Origin of the sequence: Pseudoalteromonas sp. NEC-BIFX-2020_015, from assembly GCF_012952265.1 — a bacterium.
Taxonomy (GTDB): Bacteria; Pseudomonadota; Gammaproteobacteria; order Enterobacterales; family Alteromonadaceae; genus Pseudoalteromonas; species Pseudoalteromonas neustonica.
In genome coordinates this window covers 158,176-176,805 of the sequence record NZ_JABCJL010000003.1, presented here as the reverse complement: position 1 = coordinate 176,805, position 18,630 = coordinate 158,176, and the positions used below count along the sequence as shown (strand labels likewise).

Below are 18,630 nucleotides of genomic sequence, written 5' to 3'. Positions count from 1 at the left end.
GTTTTCCTTAAAGTTTTGAAGTGTCTAGGGCCAAGTGGGTGTAAGTATGCCATTGGCTTAAATCATTTGTGATAATTTTTTCACCCGCAATAGCCCCGGTGGTAATTAACAGCTCAGAGCCTGTTAATTCGCCAAAGGTGATTTGCTGTTGTTGTAGTTGTGGTTGGTTGGGAATTTGTTTGTATAGTCGTTGTGCGCCAAGTGGTTTTAAACCGGGTTGCTGGCTCACATATAATGCATTCTCTTTGCGCTCAACGAATACCAATGCATTGACTGGTTGTGCTGGGCGTAGGTTTGAAGGTAATGGTTCGCTCAGATGTACTTCAGCTACAATAAAGCCATTTTCGACTACAGATGCCAGCTGTTTAACTGTGCCTTTTAGCGTGCCATTGGGATGCTTTAATTCAACCGTAGCACCAAGTTGGATACGCTCAGCAATACGTTGTGGGATATTCAGTCTTGCCATTAATTGTGTTTTTGAACCAACGCGCGCCATTGCTTGCCCTTGGTTTACCCGCTCTCCAAGTTCAATATCTAAACGTTGTAGGGTGCCTGCAATCCCAGCGGTGATAGTTAATGCCGCAACTTTGTTGCTGACTAAATCGACTTGTTTTTGTTGCTGTGTTAATAGAATTTTCTGTTGCTCAAGTTCTAACTTGTGCATTTCTTTTTGTTTTTCAAAGCGGTAATTTGCAAATTCTAGGCGTTTCTTAAGTTGATTGTGTTTAAGAATGGCACGCTCTAAATCAATTTTGGCAGCAATACCTTGATCCGATAGGCGCTGGTTTACGTCAACATCTAACTTAGCCCCTTGTATCTGACTATCAATATCAGCCAATTCGGCTTGGAAGGTTAATTGCTCGTTTTGTTTTTGAAATTTAAATGAGGCAAATTCAGAATGCATACGCTCAAGTTTGGCCTGTGATTCAAACAATTGCTGTTGTAAATCAGGATTAACTAACTTCGCGATAATAGTTGTTGCTTCTACATCAGCACCTGCTCGTAAATAAATCTCACCCACTTGCCCTGTTGCTGGTGCGCTGATCAGGCGCTCATAGCGCGATGCGTATTGACCATACACTGGCGTCATAATATCAATATCGCCTTGCTGTACAGTAACTACATTGAGCGTGTTAGCGCTAAGCTGTGGTGTGGTCGGTTTAATAGTGAAATAACCGATACATGTGACAGCCACAAGCGCTGCAATAATTAGCACAACTTTTAATGTGTTCGGTTTTGTTTTTTGGTCAATATTGATATTCATTATCTACTCATCATCTTGGTTGATACTGTAGTTAATGAAAGTTTGATGCCAAAATTAAATTTATTTATATTTCAATGGCTTGGTTGTTTTTGTGGTGTTTTTTAGTAGATGTGTGTTCGATATCGAACACGGCTGTGTTCGGTTTTGAATGCGCGTTACTCACCCCGGGCTTAGTAAACAGGCTTGGGGTGAGTAATCAGAGTGTCAGTTAAGTAGGCTTAAAAGCGGTAGCGGATTTTTGCGACAAAATTATCGCCAGTGCGCTCTCCCCAACCTTCACTAAATAACTCCAAGTTAGCTTGATTTAGGTCATTCACCGAACGTCCGCCTCGGCTGTAGACTAAAAATATATTTGATAGTGGCGACAGCTCATAACGATAGCGAATTTGCAGGCGAGTGGTAGAGCGCGAGAAGTCATTGGCTACCGCATTGCTAGCGTATAAGTCGCCGTTACTATTAATACGCTGTGCTTGGCCATCTGTACCTGTGGCACTGATCCACTGAAAGCGTACTCTCAGTTCTTGTTTATCATCAATAGTGGCATCAAAATCAATGCTGTTATTAAGCTCTTTAAAGTTATAGCGAGCCAGTTGATTATCTATCCACAGTAAACTGTCTTTTTCCTGTTCAGCCCACAAGCTCCAAGATATACGATAATTATCAGTGAAGTAATAACTGGGATGGTAATGTAAGCTGGTGGCTTGGCCGTCAGAAAAAGTGTCTTCATACCCTAAACCAATATGGTGGCGAAACTTGTTTTGATTACCAAAGTTATATTCAGTAAAAAATTCGTAACCTGACTCGGTATTGAATATACCATTGCCACGACTAGTACGGTCATCTTTACCTGAGGTGATATATTCAGCGCGCCAAAACAAAAATGAGGTATCTTTGTATTCTTCATTACCGCTGAGAAATATAAAGCTTTTTAGATGATCGCCTTGGCTGTTGTAATCAACTCGCGCAGCAAGTTCAACACGGCGCTGCTTTAATGAATCATCGGCACTAAAGTCTGTAAAATAACGCTCATTAGAGTAGTAAATACGCTGTAAATCATTGCGCGATAAAAAGCCTAGATCGTTAACGTCATAATCATCAGTGTAGCGCGTTAAATTAAGTCGTTGCTGCCAGTTATCATTAAATTTATGCACCACATTAAACCATGCGCCTTGGCCTTGTGTGTCAGGCTCTTGTGTGTGTTTATTATCAATAAAACTGCCGCTGAACTGACCCTGTATTTGTATGCTGTCACTGACATCTGTTCTAAAATCAATAGTATGTACTTGCGCTTCTCGCCCTTCGCTGGCTCTATCTGCGTAAGTGGCTAAATAACCAACTTGTGCTTTTGCGAACTTATATTGACCTCTGGCTGTAGCAAAACGACTTGCGTCTAAACCGCTGTGAGTATCGTCTTCGATAACCATCATGGCACCAAAATCTATGTTTTGACCATTGCGGGTGTATTTTACTGCAGCATCAATATCGCCATCAACACCAATGCGCCGTGTATGCACTAATCGCAACCCTGCATTACCTTGCAAGTCGAACAGTGACTGGTTTTCAGTGAAGAAAGAGCGACGTTCGGCAAAGAATGTTTCAAATGGTGAAAAGTTAACGACGAGGTTATCAGATTCAACTTGGCCAAAATCAGGGTTTAGCGCCACGCTTAATTGCTGGCTCGCATCTGGTCGCCAAAATATATCAAGACTCAGATTGCTGCTATTTTTGCTGTTCAACATATCTCGTTGATACATTGCGGAGCCGAATATTTCCAGTGATGAACTGGCAAAATTATCAACGCTAACAGTACCAAACTCGCGGATAAAATCAGGTTGCTCACGAGATGTAGGCACTTGGCTGTAGCTACTGTCAGATTTGACGTCGTGACGACGGACAAAAAGGCCAAGCTGACGTTGTGCGCTGCTTGCTTGTGCCATGGGGGCAACTGACCAAGGGATTAAATATTCAGCAGTCCAGCTGTTATCAGTTTGTGTGGTTTTACCAAACCACGTACCGTCCCAGTCGCTTTTAAAGCTATTATTGTTTTGCCAAATGCCATCACGCATTGAGCCGCCGTTGCCAAGAATAAAGCCATAAGCGGTATTTTTACTGTTGTCAAAATCAATGATGAGTTCAATATAGTCACTTTCAAGATTGCTATCGCGGGCTGTACGCATGGCTGTTTGCTGTGTTTTAGGTTGCTGAGCAATGACTGCAACGTGAATGCCTTCTTCACTCGTAAAGTATTTCACTTCAGAGGCAACTGGCGCAGCCGCAAGACTAAAAGGTCTAATTGTTTTATCTAATACTAATGTGTGCGCTGTTTGCCACTGCACTTCATTTAATTGGCCGTCAACTTCCATTGCGCTAGTGTGTTGAGAAAAAAGGCTAATAGAGCAGGCGAGTGCTAAGGGGGCGAGGCTAAAATGAATTTTATTTTTTTGCAACCAAGTTTGGGGGAACCGAGACAAACCAGTCATAACTATTCCTGTCATTTAATTACCGAGTATTTACTGGCGCGTAAGTGAAAGTAATGTTGTTAGGTTGATTTACGCATAAATATCAATAATTTGGTGTTATAAAAAGACCGTACTTTTTTATATTGATCAAGACGATCATATAATAAAAGTACGGTCTAACGACTTATGCTTCTAGTGCTTTACTAATTAAGCGGTCTATATACTTTTTATGTGCTTTAGTTGCCGTATCTGCTCCCCACGCAGTGCTGAGATCAGCAATTTGGGTTAGTTGATAAAGTGCGGCTGTTTTAGCTAGGTTATCGTGCTTGCTTGTCTTGCCCAGTCCGGCAATAGCAATTAGCTGATTTACATATTCAATTTGTAAATTGTGGCTGATTGAGTTCGCTCGTTTACTATCGACAAAAATGCTGGCTGATAACTCTTCCATAAATTGACTAAGGCTGTATTGGTTACCATAAAGTGCGGTGTCTGAAATACGCTGCATTACAGCAGGGTGTAGCAGCTGCGATAACACTGATTTTTGCATGCCTAAAATCATTTTATGCGGTTTAGGATCTTCATTTTTACCGTAATGATTAAAACCACGACGCTGCTGTTGCATGTAGCTATAAAGTGGCTTCATGCTAGTTAGCACGTCCGGTGCAAATACGTTTTTAGCTAAAATTTGCATCGCTTGCTGTTGGCGTTCAAGTGGCACTGGTGTATAAGGTGCAACCGCCTCATTCCCACCTACTACAGCACGCTCTACATACACACCACCAATTTGACGAGAAATCACATTAGCTTGTGTTCTGTATTGACCAAACAAGCTGTTTGCCGAGATTAGCAGTTGTTGATGCGATTCACCTTCAATACGGGCTTTATCTTTAAGTTCAGTAAACAGCTTATTGATTAGTGCCATTCTGTCTGCGCCATATGCTGCAGGATTAGACGACATATCACCAATCATAACGCGTGGGTCAATATGGCGACCTGGCGCACGCATATCATCAGCATCATTACCAAAGGCAAGTTTGTGTTCTGTTGAGCGGGCTAAGATGGCTTCTAGACGTTGTTGTTCAGCAGTATTGTCTGGTTTAGCTTGGCTGTAACCAAATTCTATGGCCCAATCATCATAAGGACCAGGCTTAGTTTGGAAAATGTCACCTTGTGTCATGCCAATTGGTGCGATATTAGCTGGGGCATAATCCATAACAGAACCCGTCACGATCCCTTGCGTTTTTGTTTTGTCATGTACGTCTTTTTCATTCCACAATATAGATGACTTCATGTTGTGGTTAAGGCCCAGTGTGTGGCCGACTTCATGTAAAACTAACTGTGTAAGACCCTGGCGCAAAATTTCTTTATCTTCAATGCTGGCACCTGTTGATAGGCTATTTGCAAGCATCATATTTTGTTGAATTTCATGACCAAGAGAGCAGTTTAGTTCACCGGTATTTGCATGTTCATTACTGTGGCTCATAGTGCCTTGAGTAAAGAGCGTGTCGTAAATCCAGCGGTTTTTCATAAACACAAACTCAAGCATGATGTCTGAGCCGAGGATTTCGCCGGTTAACGGGTTTGCAAGTGCAGGGCCGTAACCACCAAATGGAGGCTTAGGTGATGAAGTCCAACGTAGTACGTTATAATTTATATCGCCCGCATCCCAATCAGCATCATCTGGTTGTATTTTTACTACGATGGCATTTTTAATTCCCGCTTTTTCAAACGATGTATTCCATGCAAGCGTTGCCTTTGCAATGGTATCACGCCATTCAACTGGTGTGGTATTTTCAATCCACCATGTGATCGGTTTTACTGGCTCTGATAATGCGGCGCTTGGATCTTTTTTCTGTAAATCCCAGCGTTTTATCACATCTTTATATGGTGCCCAATCTGGCGAAGTCATTTGATCAAATTGGTTAGTAAAGTAACCAATGCGAGCATCATCAATACGCGGTTGATAGTTATTGTCAGGTAAAGCTACAAATGAATGTTGTACTTTTACAGATACATTGCGAGGGTCGCTAACGGCGCTTGAGCCACGAACACTTGGGTTAGCATTTTCAAATACATAATCTACAACAACATCTAAGTTATTAGCATAAGGGCGTTGTTTTATAATGCGCGATTTTTTATCACTTAATTTGCCGACTTTAAAACGTTTTTTAGCGTTTTTGTCGTTTGGGTTTGGCCATGGAGATACTTTATGTAGCGCTTCGCTTAGAAAAAGCTTATCTACATTAAAAGCGATTTTGCCTTCTTCTTGTTTTTCAATTTTAATACTAGCGAGTACCGCTTCACTGATATTGGCATCGGCTGCTTTTGCAATTGCGCTGTTTTCATCAAACTGGTAGCGCGGTGTTTTACTAATAATATCAATACGGTCAAAGTACTTTCTAAATTCAATTAGCTTGGTTTCACGGTATGCGCCACGAAAATGCCCAGCATCAGTCACGCCATCAACAGTATGTGCGAAATACACAAATGGCGTATCAAGTTGCGACTCGTTAATCACCATTAAGTGAGCGCCAGTTTTTTCATCTTGGTATAAGCTAAAAATACCAGCGAATTCAGTTTTGTTTTTAATTAATTCAGCAATAGTTTTACTTTTTTTGTCATCTTTTTTATCGGCAGCTAATGTGTGGCCGCTGGTTGCTAATGCTAAGCTCAGTGCTAATGTGAGTGTAGTTAATTTCATTTTTATATTTCATTCAGCTTGTAAAAAATTTAGGTAATAGTACCGAATAAAATTAATGAAAAAAGAGAACCGCGATGAATGCTGTTACGTTCAATGTAATGTGTTGATTTTAATGTTTATTTTATTGTAACAAAATGTTCAAAAAATGATTTCTAAAAGATAAACAGAGTAAAATATAAGCGTTCCTGTTTTGGTACATAAATTGTAACAGTTGCTTACAAATGTCACGTTAATGTTTCATTTAGCTCTGTTATTATACTGTCAGTGAAATTTTAAGGGGAATAATAATAATGCGTACAGGTATATTGAAATGGATACTTCCTTTTGTCGCACTAGGCATAGGTATTGTCGGCTTTGTGGGAATAAATGCAATCGCACAAGAGCCAGATAAGAAAGAAATCGTAGATACACGACCCACTGTAAAAGTTGAGCCTGTCTCGGCTAACAATCACCAAGTGGTTATTAATAGCTATGGCGAAGTTAAGCCACTTGAAAGCACACGCCTTTCTGCACAAGTGTCGGGAGAAGTGGTGAGTTGGCATCCAAACTTTGTTGCAGGTGGCATAGTTGCCCGCGGTGAAACATTGTTTAGCATCGAAAAAGATAACTACGAAGCAGCCTTATTACAGGCGGAAGCAGAACTGGCCCAAGCGCAATCGAAACTAATTGAAGAGCAGGCGCAAGCTAAAGTTGCAGCTGATGAAGCAAAGCGTTTTCCTGGTAAAGTGCGTACCGCATTATTTTTACGTGAACCACAAGTATTAAGTGCCCAAGCATCTGTTAAATCAGCTCAAGCTCGTTTAAAGCGAGCGCAACGTGATTTAGATAATTGTGATGTAACAGCCCCTTATGACGCACTTATTGTTAGCCGTGATATTGGTGTTGGCCAATATATTAATATGGGTTCTCAAATTGGAGAATTAAATAATATCGAACAAGCAGAAATCATCATTCCTATCGCTGGTTTTGATAATGTATTTTTACCTGAGCGCGTAAAAGGTATTACAGCAACAGTGATTAAAACAGGTTTACATGGTTTTACTCGCCAAGCAGTAATAGATCGAGATCTTGGTGTGATTGATAACGCAACGCGTATGAGTAGTTTAGTGGTGCGTATTGATGACCCATATGGCCTTACAAATAAACAACCAGCAATTAAATTTGGCAGTTATGTACAAGTAAATTTTGCAGGGACGATGTTGCAGAATATTTATCGTTTACCGCAAGAGCTGGTTAATAATCAAACTGTATGGATTGTAAATGAAGAGCAGCAATTAGAGTCACGTACAGTGAAAGTAATTCGCGAAGAGGGTGAATACTTTTATATCAGCGATGGATTAGAAGCGGATGATCAACTTGTTGTTACTTTACCTGAGTACCCACAAAAGGGTATGGCAGTAAAAGTTGCGGGTGTTCCAGACGTTAAAAAAAGTGATGCGCTAGATAGTGCAGCCACAGAAAAATTATAAAAGGGTGACTGCGTTATGAATAACACTGAATTACCCAGCTCAGATCAACCAAGTGTTGATCCTGTAAGCAAAGAGAAGCAAACAGGTATAATTGCCTACTTTGCGAATAACTCCGTTGCCGCAAATTTAATGATGTTTTTTATCATTTTGATGGGTGTTATAAGCTTTTTTACGATGCAACGCCAGATGTTCCCAAACGTTGAAATCAATTATATTTCTATTAATGCCAATTACCCGGGGGCGTCGCCTCAGGAAATGGAAGAAAGTATCTTAATTAAGATTGAAGAGTCTTTAAAGGATATTACCGAAATCAAAAAAGGTGTCTATCGCTCATTTCGTAATGGCGGTAGCGCGCAATTAGAAATAAATACTGATGCTGAATTAAGTGAAGTGCTTGATAAAGTTAAGTTGCGCGTAGATGGTATTGCAACTTTTCCTGCAGGAATGGAGCCGGTCACCATAAGTCAAATAGAATTCCGCCAAGATGTGATTGGTATGACTTTAGTTGCTGACTTACCATTGAGCGAGCTTAAGCCCATTGCCAATCGTATTGAAAGCGAATTACTGCAGTTATCAAATGTGTCGTTGGTTGTTAATGATGTACCGCTTGATGAAATTGCGATTGAAATCGAACCTGACACATTGCGCCAGTATAATTTAACGTTAACTGACGTCGCAGGTGCGATACGTCGTTATTCAGCTAATTTTTCAGCTGGGCAGTTAAAAACAGACTCGGGTGTTATTTCAGTACGAGTTGAAAACCAATTTTATTCAGGTGAAGAGTTCCGTCAGATCCCCGTTAAAATAGGTGAAAATGGTGCTAAAGTATTACTGCAAGATATTGCAGTAATAAAAGACCAATTTACTGAAGGCGAACGTTACTTTAAGTTTAACGGTGAAAATGCAGTTTACTTATCAGTAAAGGCAACCGAAGATCAAAATATGATCCCAGTTGCAGAGTCTGTAAAAGCGTATATTGATCAAAAAAATAAAAATCTTCCATTAGGTGTTCGACTAGAGCCGTTAATGGATATGACCTACTACCTAAATGCCCGCCTAGACATGATGCTATCCAATTTATTGCAAGGAGCGGTATTGGTCGCGATTATGTTATCAATATTTTTGCGCTTTAAATTGGCGTTATGGGTAATGATTGGTTTGCCAGTTTGCTTCCTTGGCGCGATGATGATGATGCCATTATTTGGTGTGACCATAAATATTATTTCACTCTTTGCCTTTATAATGGTGCTAGGGATTGTGGTGGACGACGCCATTGTCATCGGTGAAAGTGCCTACACTGAAATAGAGAAAAAAGGTGGTGGTGTAGTTAATGTAGTCAACGGCGCAAAACGTGTGGCGACCCCTGCAACTTTTGGCGTTTTAACAACCATTGCAGTATTTGCCCCGTTTACGTTATCAAGTGGTCCTGAGAGTGCTTTCTTTTATGGTATCGCCGTCATTGTGATTTTATGTTTAATATTTAGTTTGATCGAATCAAAGCTAATATTGCCAGCGCATATTGCACACACGAACTTTCCGCCTATCGATCCGAATGGTTGGCGAGCGCGTTTTAATAATCGCTTTTTTGGTTTTGTAAATGGCCCTTATAAGCGCTTTGTTGTGCGCTGTGTTGAGTGGCGTTGGGTGGTACTGTTTGGTTTTATCGGGATGTTAATTTTTACCTTTGGATTAATTTCATCAAACCAAGTACGCATGGTTCCTACACCAAAAGTACCGCACGATTTTCCACAAATTAACCTAGAGATGAACGATAACGCTTCTGATATTCAAACGATTACTGCTATTCGTGAAATCGAAGCCATGGTACTTGAAGTTGATAAACAAACTGAGCGTGAGTTTGGCCAAAAGATTGTTCGTGACGTATTAGTATTTAATCAAGGTCGTACTGAAGCCCAGTTACTTGCACCGTTGGTTGAAGAAGATTTACGCCCATACAATGCGTTTGAGCTTTCACGTCGCTGGCGTGATGCTATGCCAAATATTGCCGGTGTAAAATCACTCACAATCCAAGATGACGTTAATGGTGGCGGTGGTGATGGTGAGTTTGGTTATCTATTATTTGGTTCTGATATCAACACTCTTAATGAAGCCGGGCGTCGCTTTATTCAATTATTGCAACAACAAGAGGGATTGTTTGATATCAGCTCAACCATTGACCCTGCGAGCAAAGAAGTGCAAATGAGCTTAAAGCCAGTTGCCTATGATTTAGGCTTGGATTTAGCATCGATCGCTAATCAAGTTGGGGCGAGTTTTTATGGTGGTGAAGCGCAGCGTGTTATTCGCGGTGGTGAAGAAGTACGTGTAATGGTGCGTTACCCAAAACTCACACGCGAAGCTTTTTCATCACTTAAGCATGCCGTGATCACAACTCCGCAAGGCCGAGAAGTATTACTTGGTGATGTGGTTGAGCTTACAGAAAAGCCAGGTATCAGCTATATTCGCCGCGAAGGTGGTTACCGTACAGTATACATATATGGCAGCATCGACGAAGAAGTGATAGAGCCAAACGAAGTGGTTAAGCAAGTGAAAGAAAACCTACTACCGCAGCTTAAAGAAGAATACCCAAGTGTTAAGTCTGAGCTAGGTGGTGCTATAGAGGAACAACAAGCACAAGCTAATGAGCAGATCATGTTCTTTATTGGTGGCATGTTCTTAGTTTATATTTTGTTAGCGGTTCCACTAAAAAGTTACGCACAGCCTCTTATCGTAATGTCGGTTATTCCGTTTAGTTTAACGGGAGCAATTTGGGGTCATTACTGGTTTGGTTTAGATATTAGCTTAATGTCAGGTTTTGGCTTAATTGCTGCCGCAGGTGTTGTGATCAATGATTCATTAGTTATGACTGACTTTGTAAACCAAGCGCGTCGTGCTGGAGTGAGTATTAAAGATGCTGTAATTGAAGCGGGTTGTGCGCGCTTTAGGCCTATTTTACTTACTTCAATTACTACGTTTGCTGGTGTATTACCGATTATGTTTGAAACCAGTTTACAGGCTAAATTCGTAATACCAATGGCGGTTGCTCTTGGTTTTGCTGTTATGTTTGCAACCCTGATTACACTCTTATTAGTACCGTGTTTGTACATTATAATGAGTGACGTAGGTGGCGTATTTAGAGGCCTATTTAGAAAAATAAAAGGCCTATTTTCACGTAGGAAACAACTTGCCTAAAGAAAAACAACTCAAATCTAATGAGTTATAAAAGCCAGTGCATTACGCACTGGCTTTTTGCTTTTTAAATCGATACTCAGACCACCTTTAACAGTCGGTTTTTAATTTTTATAGGTGTTAAGGGTTGGTTTTTTATTTTTAGTACATTCTTTTGTTTGATTTGTGCTGCAGCTCACTTTATAATCCACCTGTATTGGCAAACTAATCGAAAGGTTAGGACGCAAAGTTTCCGGTCTAAGGTTTTAGCGTGCTAAAACTAAGATAGCGGGGCCGTCGCACGGCGTTATTACACCCTCACTGTGTGCCATTTGTCCTAAAAGTAATAAAAAAGTATTTATTTTATCCGTCAAATGATGGATAGTACCTATTAGTGATTCTTAAGGTGTTGCTTTGTTTATGCATACGTCATTGGCTTGCGGAAAATGGATGCCAATTGGTTGCTTAAATCACCATACCCAATTATTTGTGGGTGATAGGGTGACGGTAACCTTTTTTGACATGCAAGGAGAGCTAGTCGGTTTATCATTTAACTACCAAATCACCAGCGCTGAGCAGGGTGAACCACACAGTTGGCCGCGTTTTATTGCCGAATACATTAATACACATATACCGCTAGTTGAAGCAGGTAAAATGACCGAACAAGGGCTAATCGTTGCCTATCGGTCAAATCAAATTTACGCCCTTGAGGGGTGTGGAATTGAACGTGCTGAAATAACGTTTCATTGCATTGCAAAGTGCGATGATATAAAAACAGACAAACCAGCATATGATTATGTTTACCCAGAAAAAAGTAATGACTATAATGCCGGCGTTAAAGTATTACAGCCAAAAACAGGTTTAATTTATAAATGTAAGCCTTGGCCTTTCAGTCAATTTTGCAAAGTTAAAGAAGAAAATAACCCACTTTATGAGCCTGGTGTTGGCCAAAGTTGGAATTTAGCTTGGCAGCAAGTTTCCCCCTAATGCTATTTGGCATTCTTTGGCCCACTCATTGAGTGGGCTTTTTTATGCGCATTTAAAAATTATGGTAGACTCAGATTCTCAAAATTTTTTATTGGTTTTTCTGTGGCTCAATCAAACTTATCGTTGTCTGTACTTTCAAATGCGCCGGTTGCACATAAGCAGCCGCATGCTTTAACAACACATCAAAAAACACGAATTGATGATTACTATTGGATGCGTGATGATGATCGCTCTGAGCCTGCGATACTTAAACATTTAGAAGCCGAAAATAATTATTGCGATCAGCAACTCGCAAAAATTAAGCCTTTTCAAACACAATTGTTTGAGGAGCTAAAAGGGCGAATTGTTAAAGATGACAATACCTACCCGGTAAAAGATGGCGAGTATTGGTACCACAGTGAAGTACGTGGCGATGACGAATACTCTCGCCATTACCGTAGTCGTTCAATGACTACGGCAGATAAACAATTGCTATTAGATGTAAACCTACTTGCTGAAGGTTTTGAATTTTACGAGTTAGGCGAGGTGGCGATTAGCCCAAATGAACAACTACTTGCTTACTCTGAAGATACCGATGGTCGTCGTATTTATGTGGTTAAATTTAAAAAAATTGATAGCGATGGTTTGCTTGAGGATGTATTAGAAAACACCGAAGGCCAAGTTGTTTGGGCGAACGACAATAAAACTGTTTTTTATGTTAAGAAAGATCTGAAAACCTTGTTGGGTTATCAGGTTTATCGCCATATATTAGGTACACCACAATCTGACGACGTATTAGTGTATGAAGAACAAGATCGCAGCTTTTTTATGGGGTTAGGTAAAAGTCGCGATGAAAGCTTAATTATTATTGATTTAGCGACCACTGAAACTAATGATATGTGGGTGTTAGATGCTAATCAGCCTTGGGCCGAATTTGCTCAGTTGATGCCGCGTGAAGAAAGTCATGAATTTGATATCGATAAACTTGATGACACATTTTATATTGTTACTAATTGGCAGGCAAAAAACTTTCGTTTAATGACGGCAACCGCCACCACTATTGCGGATAAGATGCAGTGGCTTGAGCACACGCCCCATCGTGCAGAGGTACTTTTAGAAGGTGTTGAAATATTTAACGATTTTTTAGTGCTGACTGAGCGCGAGCAAGGACAAACGCGTTTTATTGTTATTAATAAACAACAGCAACGAATGACGTTAGAATTTGATGACCCTTGTTACTATGCCGCTATAGCAATGAACCCAGAGCATGATTCGCACGTGGCACGTATTTATTATTCAAGCCTGACAACACCGGGTTCGCTGTATGAAGTAGATTTAAATAACGGTAAAAAGGCCTTATTAAAACAACAGCAAGTCTTAGGTGACTTCGATCCTGAAAATTACGCCTCAGAACGATTAATGATAACAGCACGTGATGGCGTAAAAGTACCCATATCCCTAGTGTATCGTAAAGACACATTTAATAAAGATGGAACCAATCCACTTTTTCAATATGGTTATGGTGCGTATGGTTACACCATAGATCCTAGCTTTTCGAGCACTTCACTTAGTTTGCTAGATCGTGGGTTTGTATATGCAATAGCCCATGTGCGTGGCAGCGAAATGCTGGGGCGAGATTGGTATGAACAAGGTAAAAAAGAGCATAAGCAAAATAGTTTTAATGACTTTGTTGATGCAACTAACGCATTGGTAGCTCAAGGTTATGGAGCACAAGATAAGGTTTTTGCCTCAGGTGGTAGTGCAGGTGGTTTATTAATGGGAGCCGTCGTTAATCAAGCACCAGAGCTTTACTTAGGGGTTGGTTGCCACGTGCCATTTTTAGATGTGCTGACAACTATGCTTGACGAATCAATCCCTTTGACCACCAACGAATACGATGAATGGGGAAATCCAAATGACCTTGACTATTATAATGTGATTGATAAATACTCGCCGTATGACAATATAAAGGCACAAGCATACCCAAACATATTGGTCACGACAGGATTGCATGATTCTCAGGTTCAATACTGGGAGCCAATGAAGTGGGTGGCTAAAATGCGAGAATACAAAACAGATGATAATATTTTAGTATTTAAAACGGATATGGATGCAGGCCATGGTGGTGCATCTGGACGCTTTAAAAGCTTAGAAGAAAAAGCGCTGGAAATGGCATTTTTTATTAGCTTAGCTAAGTAATGGATTAAAATTTAACTACCATATGAGGTACTAAAATGTTTGGCGCGCATGGTAATTGGCAATACTCCATTGAACCTCCAATGATTTATATTAAAATCAGTGGATGCTTTAATCGTGAAGGTGTGATTGCGTTCACTAAAGAAGTGTTTGATGACCTAGCCAAGTTACCACCTAATTCAATAGAGCATGCAGTTATTAATTTAGCAGACTTTGAATTAGTAACGGCCGATAGCTTGGAGGTCGCCCAGGCGTATTTTCATGGTGTAAAAGCGCGAGGCTATAAGCAAGTTGATTATATTCAACCAAACTTAATAGCTCAAAGCCTGCTTGAGAACATTTGGCGTGAAAGTGGTATGGATGTACGGTATCACGCTAGCTTGCAACAATATACGCAGCAATATCCAGAGCATATTTATGTAAAAAACTGGCTTTAATTAAGCGGTTTGTAATATCGTCGCTAAGCTATTTTTATAACGCCTTGAGAGATTGAGTTGCACGCCATTTTTTAGTTTTAGCTTATAGTCACCACTATCGGTGGCTGTCAGCTCAGAAATAACAGCTTGCTTTACCAGTGTTGAACGATGAATTCTAATAAACCCCGCAGGAGCGAGCTGTTGCTCAATATTCTTCATCGTTTCACGGTGTAATACAGCGGCATCTTGTTGCCAAAAATGCAGCTCGACATAATTTCCTGCGCCATTAATCCAAATAATGTCGTCTATTTCAATGAGTCTCACTTTCCCAACATCTTTAACTATTAGGTGTGAATTTACCAGTGGTTTTGTAAGCTGATGTGCTTGCTCCATCGCACTTGCTAAAGGGCATAGATGGATAAGTTTTTCAAAACACTTATTTAGCCGTGAAATAGGGCTATGTGTAGTAATAAAATCGACGGCACCTATCTCAAAAGCTAAAGTCGCGAGCTTTGGATCGTCAGCAATAATAACTAATTTAGCGTTTTTACTCAGGTCAACAAGTTGGATCAGTAGGGTCGGTTGTGGTGCCTCGGATAGTTGCAGCAATATGACATTAAATTGGCTTGTATCAAGTTTATCTAATTGCTCTAAGGTTGTTGATGTGTGGGAATAAAAATGCCTATTGCCATCAAGCTGTATATCAAGCAGAGCATTGAATTCTTCATCGTTAATGAGTGTTAAGGCATTAAAGTAAGCAGTAAACATTTGATATACTCATATATATTTAACAAAGAAGACCTGAATTGTCCCAATTTCATTCATATTAAATTTAAAATGTTAATTTTGTTGTATGTGTTTTATTGCTCGATCACATCAAACCCGCCTGTTGCACCACCAACTATGCGATTGACGTAATAACGATAGAGTGAATTTTTTTATTTCCTTAGTGTTATCGCTTAGTAACATTTTCGTTACTTAGAAAAACGATAATTCAGGGGAATTAATATGAACAAAAAAAGAAAGATGCAAAATCGAACATTTACGTTTTCAGCATTAAGCTTAGCGCTTAGTGGTTCGCTATTAGCAGGATTGCCTTTAAACCTTGCAGCAGCTGAAGATGATGTTAAATCTGTTGAGCGTATCCAGGTGACTGGTTCACGTATTCGTTCTGCTGAAGCGATGTCTTCAGCGCCTATTCAAGTTGTTGATAGTGCTGCGATTGACTCTTCAGGCTCATTAAACATTCAAGACTTACTACTTGAAAACCCAGCTTTCGGTTCTCCGGCAATAAGTCGCACAAATTCAAATTTTAATACATCAAGTGCAGGCGTGGCGACGGTTGATTTACGAAATTTAGGATCAGAACGAACCTTAGTTTTAGTCAATGGTCGACGCTATGTGTCTGGTGTTCCAGGAAGCTCTGCGGTTGATTTAAACAGCATTCCGAGCCAATTTATCGAACGAGTCGAAATCATGACCGGTGGTGCATCATCTGTTTATGGCTCTGATGCAGTAGCCGGTGTTGTTAATTTTGTACTAAAAGATGATTTTGAAGGCATTGAGTTTGAAGGTCAATTTGGTGAGTCAAAAGAGGGGGATGATCAGTCTCGGCAATTTTCATTTACTTCGGGCTTAAGTAGCAATGATGGTAGAGGCAATGCTATGTTTCATTTAGGCTACTCAGATCAAGGTGCTGTTTTTTCTCGAGATCGTGAGCGTTCATCTGTGGATCAGATTGCTCAAATTGCCTTTGAGAATAGAGAAACAGGCCAAGCGAGTGATATTTTTGAAGCTGTTCGTCCGTTCTTCTCATCATTCCCGCCGCAAGGTCGTTTTGATGCTGGAGATTCTCGTTTTACTTATGACCCGAGTAATAATTTACAAAATGGCTTTAGCACGAATGGTAACGACACCATAGGACCTGATGGTTTTAACCGAAATGGCGTACGTACCATCGCAATTCCTACAGAGCGTTATTTATTTGCCTCCAATGGCAGCTATGAGTTATCAGATAAGCATAGCTTCTTTTTTGAAGGAACTTATGCGTCAAGCACAACTAACTCAGAGCTAGAACCATTCCCATTTGCTTCAGATGATATTTATGCCAATGGTAGAGTGCCTATTGAATTTTTAGTTCAAGATGAAGTATTACGCAATGCCTATGTGCCAGATGATATTTATAACGCAGCAACAGACACCGACGGTGATGGCTTTAAAGATATTTTCTTTGCTAAGCGCCTAAGTGATATTGGCAATCGTGGGGCAAAAGCTGAGCGAGATACATTTAGGTTAGCAATCGGTTTTGAAGGTGAAATTAACGATAGCTGGTTTTACGATACCTATTATGTTTACGGAAAAACAAAAGAGTCGCAAGTATCAAGTGGCTTAGTTAATGTGCAAAGTTTTCGCCGAGGTTTAGAGGCGGTTAATGATCGTTTTGATTTGGATGGAGATGGTATTACCAATGAGGCAATTTGTATCGATGCCACTGCGCGGGGCTTTAATTGCGCCCCGGTAAATATTTTTGGTTTTAATTCATTGTCGCAAAGCGCGATTGATTTTGTACGCGCACCAAGCATGCTATCAACTTCAGTCGAACAAGAAATTATAGGGGGAAATATCACTGGTGATTTATATGAATTACCAGCAGGCATGGTAGGAATTGCAGCGGGTTTTGAATACCGCGAAGAATTTTCACGTAGTGAGTTTGATGCGCTTCAGCAGGCTGGGTTAAATGCGGGCAATGCAATTCCAGCTACAGAAGGAGCATTTGATGTTACAGAGTATTACCTGGAAGCAAATATACCATTACTTGAAACAGTAACCATGAATGCAGCTATTCGACTTTCTGACTATTCAACTGTCGGTAATACAGAAAGTTGGAACGTGGGACTTGATTGGGCTGTTATTGATGGTCTTCGTGTACGTGCCACACGAGCTCGTTCAACACGGGCTCCAAACATTAATGAATTGTTTTCGCCGCCTTCACAAACATTTCCTAGTGGTTTAACTGATCCATGTGTAGGAGTTGGGGGGAGCGGTGGTGGTGCTGCCGAAGCCGCATGTCGAGCTGATGCAGGTGTAGCAAATAATATAGCGCAAAATGGGGTATTTACACTTAACCAATCTGACCTTCAAGGTATTAGTGGTTTTAACCGTGGTAATCCAGAATTAAAAGAAGAGGTTGGTAATTCTGTTACAGTGGGTGTTGTGTTTACTCCTGAGGACTTAATTTCTGGTCTGGATATTACTATTGACTATTTTGATATCGAAATCGATGATGCAATAGTAGCTACACCACGTCAGTTTATTCTTTCACAATGCTATGGCGGCGATGAAAGTTTCTGTAACTTTATTACACGTCGTAGTTCTGCGGCGGGTAATAACAGTGCTGGTTCATTAGAGTTTATTGATAGTGGCGTATCAAATAGTGGTGGTTTAGGTACTGAAGGTGTTGATTTAACACTAACTTACGCGACTGATATTGGGCCTGGCTCGTTCCGTACTCGATTAGCGTATACATATTTAATCGATGGCTATTCAATCCCATTACCAGGCGCTGATAAAGATACGTTTGCTGGTGAAGTTGGCGCATCAGAGCATAAAGCAAACTGGAATTTGGGTTATAAAATTAATGATTTTGATTTTAACTGGAGCATGACTTATACCGGAGCTGCTGATTTTGACGACCAATTTTTAAATGGCTTCGATAATATCCCAGCAGGATCAGTGGGTGTTGGCTCGGTTACATATCATGATATACAAGCAAGCTATCATATAAATGATTCCCTAGAATTATATATGGGGGCAAACAATTTATTTGATAAAGAACCGCCGCGTATTATTTCTGGTGTAAGTGGTTCAAGCACCGGAACTGAAACCAGTGCAGGGACATATGATCCAATAGGACAAACCTACTATATTGGTTTTAGAAGTAAGTTTTAGTTAGCTTTATAATCAATCAGAGCCTCACTATTGTGAGGCTTTTTGT

The 18,630-nt window shown here is 40.3% G+C and carries 10 protein-coding genes and 1 riboswitch; of the genes, 6 read left to right on the top strand and 4 right to left on the bottom strand.

The features are described from left to right. Window positions 1–7 precede the first annotated feature (7 nt). From HH219_RS03730 to HH219_RS03720, 3 genes are all read right to left on the bottom strand, one after another. On the bottom strand, window positions 8–1,264 hold the full coding sequence (locus HH219_RS03730; RefSeq protein ID WP_054205857.1) for an HlyD family efflux transporter periplasmic adaptor subunit: 1,257 nt from the start codon (window positions 1,262–1,264) through the stop codon (window positions 8–10). 218 nt (window positions 1,265–1,482) lie between these two features. Further along, window positions 1,483–3,744 (bottom strand): DUF5916 domain-containing protein, encoded by a 2,262-nt coding sequence (locus HH219_RS03725; protein ID WP_169326660.1) that lies wholly within the window; start codon window positions 3,742–3,744, stop codon window positions 1,483–1,485. A 163-nt stretch (window positions 3,745–3,907) separates the two neighbouring features. Next, complete coding sequence (locus tag HH219_RS03720) at window positions 3,908–6,424, bottom strand: zinc-dependent metalloprotease (RefSeq protein ID WP_169326659.1); 2,517 nt, start codon at window positions 6,422–6,424, stop codon at window positions 3,908–3,910. Window positions 6,425–6,714: 290 nt separating this feature from the next. Between HH219_RS03720 and HH219_RS03715 the strand changes: the two genes are divergently transcribed. From HH219_RS03715 to HH219_RS03695, 5 genes are all read left to right on the top strand, one after another. After that, window positions 6,715–7,893: an efflux RND transporter periplasmic adaptor subunit gene (locus HH219_RS03715; protein WP_169326658.1), complete on the top strand. Its 1,179-nt coding sequence runs from the start codon at window positions 6,715–6,717 to the stop codon at window positions 7,891–7,893. A 15-nt stretch (window positions 7,894–7,908) separates the two neighbouring features. Then, the gene (locus HH219_RS03710; protein ID WP_054205861.1) at window positions 7,909–11,082 is read left to right on the top strand and encodes an efflux RND transporter permease subunit; all 3,174 of its coding nucleotides are present in this window, start codon (window positions 7,909–7,911) and stop codon (window positions 11,080–11,082) included. 185 nt (window positions 11,083–11,267) lie between these two features. Further along, window positions 11,268–11,360, top strand: a riboswitch (cyclic di-GMP riboswitch). Window positions 11,361–11,478: 118 nt separating this feature from the next. After that, window positions 11,479–12,045, top strand: a complete 567-nt coding sequence (locus HH219_RS03705; RefSeq protein WP_054205862.1) for a hypothetical protein — start codon at window positions 11,479–11,481, stop codon at window positions 12,043–12,045. Between the two features lie 102 nt (window positions 12,046–12,147). Then, window positions 12,148–14,223 (top strand): S9 family peptidase, encoded by a 2,076-nt coding sequence (locus HH219_RS03700; protein WP_169326657.1) that lies wholly within the window; start codon window positions 12,148–12,150, stop codon window positions 14,221–14,223. A gap of 35 nt (window positions 14,224–14,258) precedes the next feature. Beyond that, window positions 14,259–14,657 (top strand): hypothetical protein, encoded by a 399-nt coding sequence (locus tag HH219_RS03695; RefSeq protein WP_054454348.1) that lies wholly within the window; start codon window positions 14,259–14,261, stop codon window positions 14,655–14,657. Here HH219_RS03695 and HH219_RS03690 read toward each other — a convergent pair whose 3' ends face one another. After that, a complete protein-coding gene (locus HH219_RS03690) occupies window positions 14,658–15,404 on the bottom strand; it encodes a response regulator transcription factor (protein ID WP_169326656.1) in 747 nt (248 codons plus the stop codon). A gap of 240 nt (window positions 15,405–15,644) precedes the next feature. On the opposite strand from HH219_RS03690, the gene HH219_RS03685 reads away from it, so the two are divergent. After that, entirely contained in the window at window positions 15,645–18,584 is a 2,940-nt protein-coding gene (locus tag HH219_RS03685) for a TonB-dependent receptor (RefSeq protein WP_169326655.1), read from the top strand. The last annotated feature ends 46 nt before the right edge of the window (window positions 18,585–18,630 follow it).